This is a genomic window from Acidovorax sp. (genome assembly GCF_016783915.1).
Lineage (GTDB): Bacteria > Pseudomonadota > Gammaproteobacteria > Burkholderiales > Burkholderiaceae_C > Acidovorax.
Window position 1 is genome coordinate 1 of record NZ_JADHVT010000130.1, and the last position, 13,438, is coordinate 13,438.

Here is a 13,438-nt window from a genome sequence, read left to right on the forward strand (position 1 = left end):
CCAGCTCGCACCTGCCGAACCGCCTCCAGTTTGAACTCCCGCGTGTACTGCGCACGCACTTGCTTGTCACTCATTGCTCAACTCCTTGTCGGTATTTTCAACAAGGGTTAAGAACTCCACTTTTCAGGGGCAACCTCAGAAAGTCCGCTCACCATCAGCACCGCCGACAGCACGACAAAGGCCAGAATGGCCACGCCCAGGTGCTTGTAGGTGGAGACGATGAAATCGCGCCGCTCCATCGGAGCGCCCGCAGGGGTTTGTGGCGAAAGTGCGTTGGGGTTCATGGTGTGGTCCTCCGTAGTGAGCGCGCAGGTTGGCGCAAACGATGGGAGGAGCGCGCCCCGGGCGCTGCCCCTCCCTCCCTCTCTCTTTTTATGGGGTGTGGCCGTCAGGCGGCGGCCAGCTGCTGTGCTTCGTCGGCCGCACGCAGCTTGCGGTTGGACCAAACGCCTGCCGCACCTACCAGCGTGAGCAAAATGGCAAAGATCCAAGTGCCCGCACCGCTGAAGGACTGCGCGGAGGAGGTGGCTTCGGACTGCAGCCGCTGCTTGGTGGTTTCATAGCTGATGACGGGTGCGCCACCCGCCGAGACTTCATAGACCAGGTCGTTGTCGCTGCTGTCTACCAAGGCGGTAACTTTTTCGTCGATCAGGTTGCCCACCAGTTGCTGCGGCGTGCTGTAGTCGATGCGCAACTTGCGTACCTCGGCACCTGCGGTGTCGGGCTGGACCGTGATCTCGTAGTACTTCTTGGTGGTGCGACGCTTGCGCTTGACGGTCACTTCGGAGGCTTGCGTCACGGCGCCGGTCACGGTTTGCAGGCTATCGCGTGCAGCGTAAGCGTGGTCGCCTTCCGCTTTCCAGCCGCTGTACACCGTCAGGCCAATCAGGCCGGGCCCAGCCAGCAGCAGGAGCCACGCGTAGCCGGTGACAAATATCAAAATCTTGCGGACGAACCCTGGCATCGCAACCCTCTCTCTTTTCAGTCGGAATAGTGATTTTTGGTAACTGCTTGCCGCCGGGCTTTGCGCCTCTTTGACGAGCAAGGCCGCGATGATCTTTGATATTTCCGTATCGGATGTAAGGAATTGTTGTTTCGTCGCGGCGATGCCGAACTGGACAAAACTGAGAAGCAGCGGGCCTGCGTGCCGCTGTACAAGGCACGCACTAGAGGCCGCAGGGGCGCCGTAGCTTTCGGGTTTGCGGCACCACTTCTTGTTGCGAGTTGCTACGTTTTGACGCCGCCAGGGCACATCTCCTGGAGGTCTGGACGTGCCTTGTCCGCAGGCGAAAAAAATGGCCCGCACCTTGCGGCGCGGGCCATTGATTGAATTCGGAGCCAGAAGGCGTTAGAACGGAATGTCGTCGTCCATGTCGTCAAAGCCGGAGGCCGCGCGCGGTGCCTGTGCCACGGGAGCGGGTGCAGGGCGCTGTGCGGGCGCAGCCATAGGGCGCGGCGGTGGGGCGGCGCGGCGCGGGGCCTGGTCGTAGCCACCCTGGTCGCCACCGTAACCGTCGTCGTATCCACCGCCTTGCTGTCCGCCGCCCTGTCCGCCACCGCCCATGCCTTGGCGGCTGCCCAGCATCTGCATCTGGTCGGCGCGGATCTCGGTGCTGTACTTTTCAACGCCGCTCTGGTCGGTCCACTTGCGGGTGCGCAAGCTGCCTTCCACATACACCTGCGAGCCTTTGCGCAGGTACTGGCCGGCGATTTCGGCGAGGCGGCCATTGAAGACCACGCGGTGCCACTCGGTGGCTTCCTTCATTTCGCCAGACTGCTTGTCTTTCCACTTGTCGGTGGTGGCAATCGTCACGTTGGCCACCTGGTCGCCACTGGGGAAGGTGCGCATTTCAGGGTCGCGGCCCAGGTTGCCGACGATGATGACTTTGTTTACGGATGCCATGGTGCTGTCTTTGCCTTTAAGGGATAAAAGCGCCGGATTTGGAGAGAGATTCCAGGCGCCAAACGCGCCATTGTGCCGCAACCGGGGGGCAATGGAACCCCGGGCGGCGTGGCACGGCCTGTCGCTCAGTGCCCGCCGCGCCCCACGGGCCGCAGCGGCCAGGTCAGCACCAGCCACAGGGCCGTGAGCGCCGTGGTCACGGCAAACAGGCCCGGAGCGCCGGCCCATTTCACCAGCGCGCCGCCCAGCGCGCCGCCCGCAAACAGGCCCAGCGACTGCAGGGTGTTGTAGCTGCCCAGCGCGGAGCCGCGCAGGTGGGATGGCGCCATGCGCGATACCAGGCTGGGCTGGCTGGCCTCCAGCGCATTGAATCCGCAGAAAAAGACGAACAGCAACGGCCCCAGCATCCACAGCGTGGCAGGCACACCGCTGGCCGCAAGCAGGCCCAGCCCGGCCTGCACCACCAGCACCAGGGCAATGGCTCCGAGCAGGGCGGCGCGCAGTTTGCCCACACGCTCCAGCGCAAACAGCCCGCCCATGGCGGCAAACGACAGCACCACGGCGGGCAGGTACACCTGCCAGTGGTGGTCCTTGGTGAGGCCCGCCTGTACCAGCATCGCAGGCACTGCAACCCACATGGACAGTTGCACGGTGTGCAGCACAAACACACCCAGGTTCAGGCGCAGCAGATCGGGGTGGGCCCACACATCGGCCAGGCGGCCCCGGGATGCGTTGTGGTGCAGCGCAGGTTCGGGCGGCACCCACCACACCACCACGGCCACACCGGCCAGTGCCAGCGCACAGGTCAGGCCAAACAGCCCAGCCAGACCGATGTGAGCGGTGAGCACCGGGGCCGCCACCAGCGCCACTGCAAACATCAGCCCAATGCTGCCACCCACCAGCGCCATGGCCTTGGTGCGCACGGCGTCGCGTGTCTGGTCGGCCAGCAGCGCGGTCACGGCGGCCGACACGGCCCCCGCACCTTGCAGTGCCCGGCCCAGCAGCAGTCCGGTCAGAGAATCCGCCAGCGCGGCCAGCAGACTGCCAGCCGCGAACACGAGCAGGCCGAGCACGATGACGCGCTTGCGCCCGAACCGGTCGGACGCCATGCCCAGAGGCAGCTGCAACACCGCCTGCGTGAGTCCGTAGATACCCATGGCAAGGCCCACCAGTGCAGGGTCGTCGCCACCGGGGTACTTGCGTGCCTCCAGGGCAAATACGGGCAGCACCAGGAACAGCCCCAGCATGCGCAGCGCAAAGATCAGTGCCAGGCTGACGCTGGAGCGGCGCTCCAGGGGGGTCATCTGGCTACTGGGTGTGGGGTGCCGGGAGGCGGCGGTGGCTGACAGGGAAGGAGAATCCGGCACGGTGGTGCGCTAAGGCCCGAAGAAGCAAAACCGGGATTTTCGCCGATTGGACGCGTGCCTGCTCAGAGGGATGCAAACCGATAGCGCGAAGGTTGGGCTCCACCTTGCCTTTGTTTCGTTCTCTCCGCAGGTCGCAAGCCAGCTCGGGGCATGGCCTCACTGGCCGGTGGGTCGGTCATGAAGAGCGTGGAGGGTAGGGACTGCGGTGCAGGCATGGCGGGGCAATTCTGGGGGGCTGCGCGACAAAGCTTGGGTGTCCTATCATGGTGGGTTTTCCTGCACCGAGCCCGCCCGTGACCCCTCCCCCTGTTGCCGACGACCGATCCGCCGATGGTGTGTACCTCGCCCGCGCCCTGCGCGAGCAGCGCATCAGCATCCGGGGGGCGCGCACGCACAACCTCAAGAACATTGACCTGGATATTCCGCGCAACCAGCTGGTGGTGATCACCGGGCTGTCGGGCTCGGGCAAGTCCAGCCTGGCGTTCGACACGCTCTATGCCGAAGGCCAGCGGCGGTATGTGGAGAGTCTGTCGGCCTATGCGCGGCAGTTTCTGGGGCGGCTGGACAAGCCCGATGTGGACCTGATCGAGGGCCTGTCGCCTGCGATTTCCATCGAGCAGAAGGCCACCAGCCACAACCCGCGCTCCACCGTGGGTACAGTGACCGAGATCCACGATTACCTGCGCCTTTTGTATGCCCGTGCGGGCACGCCGTTTTGCCCCGACCACGGCCTGCCGCTGGCCGCGCAAACGGTGAGCCAGATGGTGGACGCCGTGCTGGCCCTGCCCGAGGACACCAAGCTGATGATCCTCGCGCCCGTGGCGCGCGAGAAGAAGGGCGAGTTCACCGAAGTGTTTGCGCAGATGCAGGCGCTGGGCTACATCCGCTTTCGGGTGGACGGGCAGATCTACGAGCATGAGGCCCTGCCGCAGCTCAAGAAGACCGAGAAACACAACATTGATGTGGTGATCGACCGCGTCAAGGTGCGTGCCGACCTGCAGCAGCGCCTGGCCGAGAGCATCGAGGCGGCCCTGCGCGTGGGTGGCAACGAGGGCAACGGCCGCGTGCTGGCGCTGGAGATGGACACGGGCCAGGAGCACCTGTTCAGCAGCAAGTTTGCCTGCCCGGTGTGCAGCTATTCGCTGGCCGAGTTGGAGCCCCGGCTGTTCTCGTTCAACTCGCCCATGGGCGCGTGCCCCGCGTGCGACGGCATTGGCCAGCGTGAAGTGTTCGACCCCGCGCGCGTGGTGGCCTTCCCCACGCTGAGCCTGGCCAGCGGTGCCATCAAGGGCTGGGACCGGCGCAATGGCTACTACTTTGCGATGCTGGAGAGCCTGGCCAAACACTACGTGTTTGACATCGAGGCGCCGTTTGAATCGCTGCCCGCACCGGTGCAGCACGCCATCCTGCAAGGCTCGGGCGAGGAAGAAATCGCCTTCAGCTACATCATGGACAGCGGGGCCTCCAAGGGCAAGGTGCACACCAAGAAGCACCCGTTCGAGGGCATCATCCCCAACATGGCACGCCGTTACCGCGAGACCGATTCGGTGGTGGTGCGCGAGGACCTGGCGCGCTTTCGCAGCACCCAGCCCTGCCCCGAATGCCACGGCGTACGCCTGCGCCGCGAGGCCCGCCATGTGAAGGTGGGCGAGGGTGAACAGGCACGCGCCATCTACGAAGTCAGCCACGCCACGTTGAGCGACGCGCACGCATGGTTCCACGCCCTGCAGCTTACCGGTGCCAAGGCCGAGATTGCCGACAAGGTGGTGCGCGAGATCGCCACGCGCCTGCAGTTTTTGAACGACGTGGGCCTGAGCTATTTGAGCCTGGACCGCAGTGCCGAGACGCTCTCCGGCGGCGAGGCCCAGCGCATCCGCCTGGCCTCGCAAATCGGTTCGGGCCTGACGGGCGTGATGTACGTGCTGGACGAGCCCAGCATCGGCCTGCACCAGCGTGACAACGACCGGCTGATTGCCACGCTGCAGCATCTGCGCGACATCGGCAACAGCGTGATTGTGGTGGAGCACGACGAGGACATGATGCGTGCCGCCGACCACGTGATCGACATGGGCCCCGGAGCGGGCGTGCACGGCGGGCGGGTGATGGCGCAGGGCACGTACGACGAAGTGCGCGCCAATGCCCAGTCGCTCACCGGCCAGTACCTCTCGGGCACGCGCACCATTGCCGTGCCCCAGCGCCGCACTCTCTGGCTGCCGGTGCTGGACCAGCCCGCGCCGGTGGTGGAGGCCAAGGCCAAATCGCGCTTTCCGCAAACCGAGGCGAGCAAGCGCCGCACCGAGCGCATGGCCGAGCACCATGCGCGCCAGGGTGCCGTGCAGGCGCTGCGCGTGGTGGGTGCCACGGGCAACAACCTCAAAGGGGTGACGGTGGACTTCCCGGTGGGGCTGCTCACCTGCGTGACAGGTGTGTCGGGCTCGGGCAAGAGCACGCTGGTGAATGACACGCTGTATGCCGCCGTGGCGCGGCAGGTGCACCGTGCGCACGAAGAACCGGCCGAACACGAAGAGATCGTGGGCATCGAATACTTCGACAAGGTCATCAACGTGGACCAGAGCCCCATTGGCCGCACGCCGCGCAGCAACCCCGCCACCTACACCGGCCTGTTCACCCCCATCCGCGAGCTGATGGCCGAGACCAACACCGCCAAGGAACGCGGCTACGGCCCGGGGCGCTTCAGCTTCAACGTGTCGCAGTCTTCGGGCGGCGGCCGCTGCGAGGCCTGCCAGGGTGACGGCGTGGTGAAGGTGGAGATGCACTTTCTGCCCGACGTGTACGTGCCCTGCGACATCTGCCACGGCCAACGCTACAACCGCGAGACGCTGGAGGTGCAGTGGAAGGGCAAGAACATTGCGCAGATCCTGGAGCTGACGGTGGAGGACGCGGCGGCGTACTTCAAGGACGTGCCGACCATCGCGCGCAAGCTGCAGACGCTGCTGGATGTGGGTTTGAGCTACATCCGCCTGGGCCAGGCCGCCACCACGCTCTCGGGCGGTGAGGCGCAGCGCGTGAAGCTGGCGCAGGAGCTGAGCAAGCGCGACACCGGCCGCACGCTCTACATCCTGGACGAGCCCACCACGGGGTTGCACTTTGCCGACATCGATCTGCTGCTGAAGGTGCTGCACCAGCTGCGCGACGCGGGCAACACCATCGTCATCATTGAGCACAACCTCGACGTCATCAAAACCGCCGACTGGCTCATCGACATGGGCCCCGAGGGCGGTGCAGGCGGTGGCACCGTGGTGGGCGTGGGCACGCCCGAGGAGCTGGCGGCCAACCCCGCCAGCCACACGGGGCGGTATCTGGCGCCCTACCTGAAAACATCGCTCGCCTGAGCGTAGCTGCCCGTCAGGGCATCTTGCTCACAAACGCCACGGTCAGCCCCTTGGCCGTCACGGTGATGGGCCCTGGCTGCAGGCCCAGGCCGTCAAACACAGCGGTGTCTTGCGGGCGAAGTTGGTGCAGCGTAACCTCGCGCAGCGACTGCTCGGCCAGTAGGGGGCCGTAGGCGTTAAGCAAGTCTGTCACCACCGGGCGCAGGCTGGGAAATTCCATATGCCCCAGCTGAATCTGGTGGGCGCGCAGCGTGCGGTCGCTGGCCTCGTAGCGCAGCGCAAACTCCACATCCAGGCTGCCCTGGTGGCTGCGCCGCAGCGCCGGGCCGGCCACATCCAGCGCCATGGCTGCGCCCAGCCGGTTCACCTCGGGCAGCAGGCGCAGGCGGGGCGCCTGCACGCTCAGGTTGAACAGGCCTTGCACGGGCACGTTGCGCGGGAACTTGGGGTCCACCATGGCCTGCAGTTGCGCCAGGGGCACGGTGTAACTGGGCTGGGCCAGTGCGCCCCGCGCCACCAGCAGCGCCGCACTGCCCAGGGCGAGGCCCCGGGTGGTGTGGGTCAGGAATCGTCTGCGATGCAGCATGGGCGCTCTCCGTCAAACCCGTTGTGACACCGTGGCGGTGAAAAGGTGCCCCAAGGCTTGCTGCAGGCGTTATTACCAGAAGTTTGCGGGTTTTGGGGCGATAGCGCAGGTGTTATATGCCTTGGGCGCTATCAAAATAGGTGCATTTGCATGGGGGCCGCAGGATGGGGATGGCGGGGCTCGGCCGCCACCGGTGCGACAACCGCCGCGCTCAGCGCCCCACCACCGACCAGCCCGCCCGCTGGTTGTTCTTGTCGTTCTCGTACTCCCACGCGGTGCCGCAGCGGTCGCACACATAGCGGGTGATGGTGACGGTGCCGTCCTCACGGTCTTCCTTGCGGTTGCCGCGCTGCACCAGCTCGGCATGGCCCGGCGCCTTGCGCCAGTTGCGCTGGATGCCCTGGCAGGGCTCGCACAGGGCCATGGGTTTGAGTTCGTTCTGTCGGGCCAGGTCTTTGGTCATGGGGTGGCAGCCGTCGTGGGCTGGTATGTGGGTGGGTTTGTGTGTGCGGGGCGGCTACTGTAAAGCAAGGGCGCACTGGCTTGTCCAAAGCGCATCGCCTCCTTTGGCCCAAACGCGTCAAGCCGATGCCATGCGCAGCCTGCGTGCGGCATCTTCGTCGCGCGCATCGTCAATCTCGCGCAGCACGGCCTGCATGTCCACATCGGCATGCGTGGGCGCATAGATGCCGGTGAGCGGCGTCTCGTTGCTCAGCAGCCCGCTCTGGTACAGGCTCCAGATCTCGGGGCCGTATTGGGTGGTGCGCAGCTCGGGGGCAAACTGGCCGAAGAAGTCTCGCAGGTTGGCCACGTCGCGCAGCAGCATGCGCTGGGCGTGGTTGTTGCCCGCAGCGTCCACGGCCTGGGGCAGGTCGATGATGACGGGGCCATCGTGGCCCCCTTCGCCTTCTGCACCGTCCACACCTTCAGCGCCCGGCAGGTGGGCCAGCAGGATGTTGAACTCCGACAAGTCCCCATGCACCACACCCGCACACAGCATGCGCACCACCTCGGCCACCATCGTGGCGTGGTGGGTGCGCGCGTCTTCGGGCGTAAAGCTCACATCGTTCAGGCGCGGGGCGGCATCGCCGTGGGCGTCGGTCACCAGCTCCATCAGCAGCACGCCGTCGTGAAAGTTGTAAGGCTGCGGCACACGCACGCCAGCGGCGGCCAGGCGGTAGAGCGCATCGACCTCGGCGCTTTGCCAGGCGGCTTCTTGTTCTTGCCGGCCAAACTTGCTGCCCTTGGCCATGGCACGGGCCGAGCGCGAGTTCTTGACCTTGCGGTTTTCGGTGTAATCGACGGCTTGGCGAAAGCTGCGGTTGTTCGCTTCTTTGTAGATCTTGGCGCAGCGGGTTTCGTCACCGCAGCGCACCACGTAGACCATGGCCTCCTTGCCGCTCATGAGTTGCCGGACCACGGTGTCGATCAGGCCTTCCTCGATGAGGGACTGCAGGCGGGGGGGAGCTTTCATCGGTGCATTTTGCCCGTGTGTCGCAATCCCCCTACCAAGCCGGGTGCCAAATGTCGTTTTGCTCAGCCCGCGCTGCACACAGCGCGCAGCCGCAGGTGCGTGGCATCGTCCGCAGCCACCGGCAACTGGTGCTTGGCCTGCAGATAGTGGTGGGTGAACACATCCAGGTATGCCTCCAGCGCCTGCGCGGCGCGCAGTTCGCCCGCCAGGTCCAGGCACAGCGCACCGACCTCGGAGGTACAGAAGTGGTCCATGCGGGTGGATCTGCGCAGGTGGTAGCGCGAGAGCTGCTCGGGCTGCAGGCTCAGCACGGGCAGGTGGTTGAGGTAGGGGCTCTTGCGGAACATCTTGCGCGCCTCGGGCCAGGTGGCGTCGAGCAGCACGAACAGCGGGCGTTTGCCCTCAGCCGTGGCCACCTGCGTGACCACGCGCTCGGGCGCCACGAACTCGCCGGGGAACACCACATACGGCTGCCACTGCGGGTCGGCCAGCAGCGCCAGCAGGTCGGGGTGCACCTCGGTGCGCGCCCAGCCAAACGCATAGGTGTCGGCCACCACATCGGCAATCAGCCAACCGGTGTTGCTGGGCTTGAGGGGCTCGATGTCGGCCATCAGCAGGCACATGCCCGCGCGCGTGGGCAGCGCGGGGCGCAGCGCGCAGATGCAGTGGCTGGGCACCAGGCGGCAGCCCGCGCAGCGCTCGCCCTTGGGGCCGCCCCGGGCCAGAAAGGGCTTGGCACTGCGGGCCAGGCGTTCTGCGCGCAGGCGTGCCACCGCATGCGGTGGGACAGGTGGTGTGGCGGACGGTGTGGCGGACGGTGTGGCGGTGGTAGCTGTGCCGGTCGTCCATGGCGCAGTGGGCTGTGTCACCGGCCGCCCGCGCGTTCCAGTGCAAACAGCGGCAGCTCGGCCTGCGGGCTCAGCCACACGCCGCCGCCCAGCTCGGTAAAGCCTTCACCCAGGGTGCGGCGGTACAGCTGCGCGGGGTGGCGGAACATGCGCGGGTCGGTCACCTGCTCGTCCACCACGTCCTGTTCCCAGTCCTCGCGCGCGACGGCTTCCACATACAGTGCGCCCCGGCTCAGGCGCGCCAGGTTGCGCATGGCCTTTTGTACGTCGGCCTCGCTCAGGTAGGGCAGCACGCCCTGGCAGATCACTAGGTCATACGGCGTGCGGGCTTTGTAGTCCACCACCGAGCCGCGCTCCCAGCCAAACCGCTCGCACAGGTATTCGCTGAACTCCACGCCATGGAACTGTGCCTGCGGAAAATGCCGCGCGATCACATCGCGCCACAGACCAATGCCGCAGCCCACGTCGAGCACCCGCCGCACGGGCACGCGCAGGTATTGCAGGTAGCTGCACACAAACGCGCCCAGGCGCTCGGTGTGCGCGGGGTCCACCACGCTGGTCTTCTTGTCGAAGTAAAAGCGCTGGTAGTACGCCTCGTCAAAAATGGCCGCGTCCGCGCTGCCGCTCACTGGTTTCACTGGGGAGTCCTTCTGCCACTGCCACCCCTGCACGTGCAGGGCACCGGCCACTTGTCTATGGCGGGGAGTATGGCCCAGCGGCAGTGGCGCCATGCCACAAAGACTTGAAACAGGCTCTGGTGATGTGGCGCGTCGCGCAACGGACAACGCCTCCTGGGCGTTGCCAGCGTTCGCGTTGACTTACTTGGCCGGGCGGTGCAGCGCGCAGATCTTGTTGCCGTCCGGGTCGCGCAGGTATGCCAGGTACAGCTTGCCGCCAGGGCCTTCGCGCCAGCCGGGTGGGTCTTCGCAGGTGGTGCCGCCGTTGGCGACACCGGCCGCGTGGAAGGCATCGGCCTGTTCGGGCGACTGCATGGCAAACCCGATGGTGCCGCCATTGGCAAAGGTGGCGGGCTCGCCGTTGATGGGGGTGGTGATGCCAAAGGTACCGGTGGGGCCGCGATAGAAATAGCGGTTCTTGTTGGCCACGCCGGGCGGTACGCCCAGCGCCCCCAGCAGCGCGTCATAAAACTTCTTGGACCGCTCCAGGTCGTTCACACCGACCATCACATGACTGAACATTCATCGTCTCCTGTAAGCCCCTCTGGGGGCGGGTTGTGGCCAACGGACTGGCGGTGGCATGTTAGCGGGTGGCTATCGCCATCACATGAGCGTGGCACAAGCCCCTCTGCGGCACTCTGGACATCAGCGTCATTGAGGGGCAGCACCCCACGGCCCCGCAGCGGCCATACAGGCTGTGTGGAGGCCGGTTTGGAGCCAGAATGCGCCATGGCGCTAGTACGACATGCCTGAATGGCTATCTAATTGATAGCAAAAATCCACAAGGCAAACTGGCTCTGCGCCCCGCGCCCCACTGCTCGGTATCGCTCTTTGAACAGGCCCTCACCCCCATGCTGCCCACTGCCTCCCCACCCCACTTCGCGCCTGTTCCCCTCGACAAGGCCTACCGCCTGCTCAACCACGGCCCCACGGTCCTGGTGTCGGCCGCACACGCAGGCCAGCACAACGTCATGGCGGCATCGTGGGCCTGCGCACTGGACTTTGCGCCGCCCAAGGTCACGGTGGTGCTCGACAAGGCCACGCGCACGCGCGAGCTGGTGGAGGCCAGTGGCTGCTTTGCGCTGCAGCTGCCCACCGTGCCCCTGGCCGCGCTGACCGTCGCGCTGGGCACCGACAGCGCCAAGACCACGCCCGACAAGCTACAGCGCCATGGCGTGCAGCTGTTTGAAGCGCCCGGCTACCCTGCGCAGAGCACGCCCCCGCTGGTGCAAGGCTGCGCCGCCTGGCTGCTGTGCCGCGTGATCCCCGAGCCGCACAACCAGCAGGCCTATGACCTCTTCATCGGCGAAGTGGTGGCCGCCTGGGCGGACGACCGCGTGTTCCGCCATGGGCACTGGGAGTTCGATATCGCGCCGGATGACTTGCGCACGCTGCACTATGTGGCGGGCGGGCAGTTTTATGCGACGGGGGTGGCGGTGAAGGTGTGAGCCGGCACGCCTTCGCTCCGTCAGGCTCAGTGCAAACAGCTAAAGCGATAGCTCTGGGGTTTGCAACGTATCCAGCCAAATTGGCCACAAGCGCTGGTTTTGTATGCACTGCAAGCTATAAAAACATGAGCAACCATATCGCAGAGCCATGGTTTCAGCCCAGCAGGCCCTGCCTTGCGCTGCATCACTCCCCGTCCGAAATCCCCAACTGCTTGAGTTCCGCAAATTTGGCCGCCATCGTCGGGTTGCCGCGGGTCAGCTTCTTGATCGTGAGGTCTTCTGCCTTGTCGTTGGCAAGGCGCAGGTTGTTGGCCGACTTGTGCAGCGCCTCCTTGGTCTTCTCCAGGTCCTTGATGGCCTCATCAATGCGCCGCACTGCCTCCTCAAACCCGTCCGACGCAAGGCGCCAGTTGCGCCCAAAGGCGCCCTTGAACTCCTCCAGCTGCGATTCGAACCTGGTGATGTCCAGGTTCTGCGCCTTCACCAGCGCCAGCTCTGATTTGTATTGCAGCGACTTCATCGCAGCGTTGCGCAGCAGTGTGATGATGGGAATGAAAAACTGCGGCCGCACCACATACATCTTGGGGTAGCGGTAGAACATGTCCACGATGCCGGTGTTGTACAGCTCGCTCTCGGGCTCCAGCAGCGACACCAGCACCGCGTATTCGCAGCCCTTTTCGTTGCGGTCCTTGTCCAGCTCTTTCAAGAAGTCTTCGTTGCGCTTCTTGGTGGCCGTCTCGTCGCTCTCGTTCTTCATCTCGAACATGATCGAGACGATCTCGTTGCCCGCCTCGTCCAGGTCGCGAAAGATGTAGTCGCCCTTGCTGCCGCTGCGTGCGTCGTTGTCCTTCTCAAAGTACGCGCGGGGAAACGCCGTGGCGCGGATGCGGTTGAACTCCGTCTCGCAGTGCTGCTCCAGCGTCTCGCCCACCATCTTGGTCGACAGGCGCGCCTTCATGTCCCGCAGCCGCGCAATCTCGCCGTCGCGGTCGCGCAGCTGCAAGGCGTACTGCTCCTTGATGGCGTTTTCCTCCAGCTGCTTTTTCACCACCACCAGGTTCAGGTCGTTCTTGAGTTCGTCGCGCTCTCGCGCCACCACGGTGACTGCCTCGGACACCGCCAGCCTGCGCGCCACCTCGGCAGCGTCCAGCTGTGATTTGAGCTGCTGAATCTCCGCGTCTTTTTGGGCGGCCACGCCCTGCAGCTGCTGCGCCAGCCGTGCTTGGGCCAACTGGTCCGCTGCCTGCTGCGCCTGCCGCGCACGCTCCAGCTCATTGGCCAGCGCATCGCGCTGCTTCTCTACCGCGCTCAGGGCCTGCGCTACCGCCAGGTCGCGCTCCACCGCGCCCGCATCCAGCTGCGCCTTCAGAGCTTGAATCTGCGCGTCTTTGGCTGCTGCCGCCTTCTGCAGCTCATTGGCCACCTGGGCCTGCGCCAGCGCCACCGCATTGCGCTTGTCCTGCTCGGCCAGCTCCAGCCGTTCGTGCAACTGCGTGGCGAAATCCGCGTCGCGCACCTGTTTGAGGATGTCGGCATACCCGGTTTCGTCTACCTTGAAGGCTTTGTTGCAGTGGGGGCAGATGATGTCGTGCATGGCGGTCACCGTGTGTCTTGTTTCATTGGGTGGGGAGCATAGCCGGCAGGAGATGCGCTTTGGGATGGCAGATCAGCGCTAAGGGTCCCATTCACGCGCCGACCGCCAAGTACGCATCTGCGGACTGCCCGAGTCTGCTGATGCGCGCGGCGTAATGACGGTGAGCTTGCACCAAGTGCAGCCTTTCC

At 65.4% G+C, this 13,438-nt stretch carries 13 protein-coding genes; 2 read left to right on the forward strand and 11 right to left on the reverse strand.

Annotated features, from left to right (window positions below):
- Positions 1-107: 107 nt before the first annotated feature.
- The 4 genes from ISS20_RS19090 to ISS20_RS19105 all read right to left on the reverse strand — a co-directional run bounded on the left by ISS20_RS19090 (position 108) and on the right by ISS20_RS19105 (position 3,207).
- Entirely contained in the window at positions 108-284 is a 177-nt protein-coding gene (locus tag ISS20_RS19090; protein ID WP_291438563.1) for a hypothetical protein, read from the reverse strand.
- Positions 285-388: 104 nt separating this feature from the next.
- The gene (locus tag ISS20_RS19095; protein ID WP_291438565.1) at positions 389-964 is read right to left on the reverse strand and encodes a hypothetical protein; all 576 of its coding nucleotides are present in this window, start codon (positions 962-964) and stop codon (positions 389-391) included.
- 384 nt (positions 965-1,348) lie between these two features.
- Entirely contained in the window at positions 1,349-1,903 is a 555-nt protein-coding gene (gene ssb / locus ISS20_RS19100; RefSeq protein WP_291438567.1) for a single-stranded DNA-binding protein, read from the reverse strand.
- A gap of 125 nt (positions 1,904-2,028) precedes the next feature.
- A complete protein-coding gene (locus ISS20_RS19105; RefSeq protein ID WP_291438569.1) occupies positions 2,029-3,207 on the reverse strand; it encodes an MFS transporter in 1,179 nt (392 codons plus the stop codon).
- A gap of 326 nt (positions 3,208-3,533) precedes the next feature.
- Between ISS20_RS19105 and uvrA the strand changes: the two genes are divergently transcribed.
- Positions 3,534-6,623, forward strand: a complete 3,090-nt coding sequence (uvrA, locus tag ISS20_RS19110; protein WP_291438571.1) for an excinuclease ABC subunit UvrA — start codon at positions 3,534-3,536, stop codon at positions 6,621-6,623.
- 13 nt (positions 6,624-6,636) lie between these two features.
- Here uvrA and ISS20_RS19115 read toward each other — a convergent pair whose 3' ends face one another.
- The 6 genes from ISS20_RS19115 to ISS20_RS19140 all read right to left on the reverse strand — a co-directional run bounded on the left by ISS20_RS19115 (position 6,637) and on the right by ISS20_RS19140 (position 10,730).
- Positions 6,637-7,209: a DUF1439 domain-containing protein gene (locus ISS20_RS19115; protein WP_291438573.1), complete on the reverse strand. Its 573-nt coding sequence runs from the start codon at positions 7,207-7,209 to the stop codon at positions 6,637-6,639.
- 211 nt (positions 7,210-7,420) lie between these two features.
- Positions 7,421-7,672, reverse strand: a complete 252-nt coding sequence (locus tag ISS20_RS19120) for a hypothetical protein (RefSeq protein WP_056056666.1) — start codon at positions 7,670-7,672, stop codon at positions 7,421-7,423.
- Between the two features lie 117 nt (positions 7,673-7,789).
- Positions 7,790-8,683, reverse strand: a complete 894-nt coding sequence (locus ISS20_RS19125; protein ID WP_291438577.1) for a PA4780 family RIO1-like protein kinase — start codon at positions 8,681-8,683, stop codon at positions 7,790-7,792.
- Between the two features lie 62 nt (positions 8,684-8,745).
- A complete protein-coding gene (locus ISS20_RS19130) occupies positions 8,746-9,456 on the reverse strand; it encodes a tRNA-uridine aminocarboxypropyltransferase (protein ID WP_291438584.1) in 711 nt (236 codons plus the stop codon).
- Between the two features lie 92 nt (positions 9,457-9,548).
- Positions 9,549-10,169, reverse strand: coding sequence for a class I SAM-dependent methyltransferase (locus ISS20_RS19135; RefSeq protein ID WP_010464449.1), 621 nt, complete (start codon positions 10,167-10,169; stop codon positions 9,549-9,551).
- 180 nt (positions 10,170-10,349) lie between these two features.
- Positions 10,350-10,730: a VOC family protein gene (locus tag ISS20_RS19140; RefSeq protein WP_291438580.1), complete on the reverse strand. Its 381-nt coding sequence runs from the start codon at positions 10,728-10,730 to the stop codon at positions 10,350-10,352.
- Between the two features lie 329 nt (positions 10,731-11,059).
- Here ISS20_RS19140 and ISS20_RS19145 point away from each other — a divergent pair, with 329 nt between their 5' ends.
- Positions 11,060-11,656, forward strand: coding sequence for a flavin reductase family protein (locus tag ISS20_RS19145; RefSeq protein WP_291438583.1), 597 nt, complete (start codon positions 11,060-11,062; stop codon positions 11,654-11,656).
- Positions 11,657-11,840: 184 nt separating this feature from the next.
- Here ISS20_RS19145 and ISS20_RS19150 read toward each other — a convergent pair whose 3' ends face one another.
- A complete protein-coding gene (locus ISS20_RS19150) occupies positions 11,841-13,250 on the reverse strand; it encodes a DUF2130 domain-containing protein (protein ID WP_291438586.1) in 1,410 nt (469 codons plus the stop codon).
- Positions 13,251-13,438 lie beyond the last annotated feature (188 nt).

Excerpts from the sequence above, each read along its gene's own strand:
- ISS20_RS19090 (WP_291438563.1), bottom strand. The coding sequence starts at position 284 with ATGAACCCCAACGCACTTTCGCCACAAACCCCTGCGGGCGCTCCGATG.
- ISS20_RS19095 (WP_291438565.1), bottom strand. The coding sequence starts at position 964 with ATGCCAGGGTTCGTCCGCAAGATTTTGATATTTGTCACCGGCTACGCG.
- ssb (WP_291438567.1), bottom strand. The coding sequence starts at position 1,903 with ATGGCATCCGTAAACAAAGTCATCATCGTCGGCAACCTGGGCCGCGAC.
- ISS20_RS19105 (WP_291438569.1), bottom strand. The coding sequence starts at position 3,207 with ATGACCCCCCTGGAGCGCCGCTCCAGCGTCAGCCTGGCACTGATCTTT.
- uvrA (WP_291438571.1), top strand. The coding sequence starts at position 3,534 with ATGGTGGGTTTTCCTGCACCGAGCCCGCCCGTGACCCCTCCCCCTGTT.
- ISS20_RS19115 (WP_291438573.1), bottom strand. The coding sequence starts at position 7,209 with ATGCTGCATCGCAGACGATTCCTGACCCACACCACCCGGGGCCTCGCC.
- ISS20_RS19120 (WP_056056666.1), bottom strand. The coding sequence starts at position 7,672 with ATGACCAAAGACCTGGCCCGACAGAACGAACTCAAACCCATGGCCCTG.
- ISS20_RS19125 (WP_291438577.1), bottom strand. The coding sequence starts at position 8,683 with ATGAAAGCTCCCCCCCGCCTGCAGTCCCTCATCGAGGAAGGCCTGATC.
- ISS20_RS19140 (WP_291438580.1), bottom strand. The coding sequence starts at position 10,730 with ATGTTCAGTCATGTGATGGTCGGTGTGAACGACCTGGAGCGGTCCAAG.
- ISS20_RS19145 (WP_291438583.1), top strand. The coding sequence starts at position 11,060 with ATGCTGCCCACTGCCTCCCCACCCCACTTCGCGCCTGTTCCCCTCGAC.
- ISS20_RS19150 (WP_291438586.1), bottom strand. The coding sequence starts at position 13,250 with ATGCACGACATCATCTGCCCCCACTGCAACAAAGCCTTCAAGGTAGAC.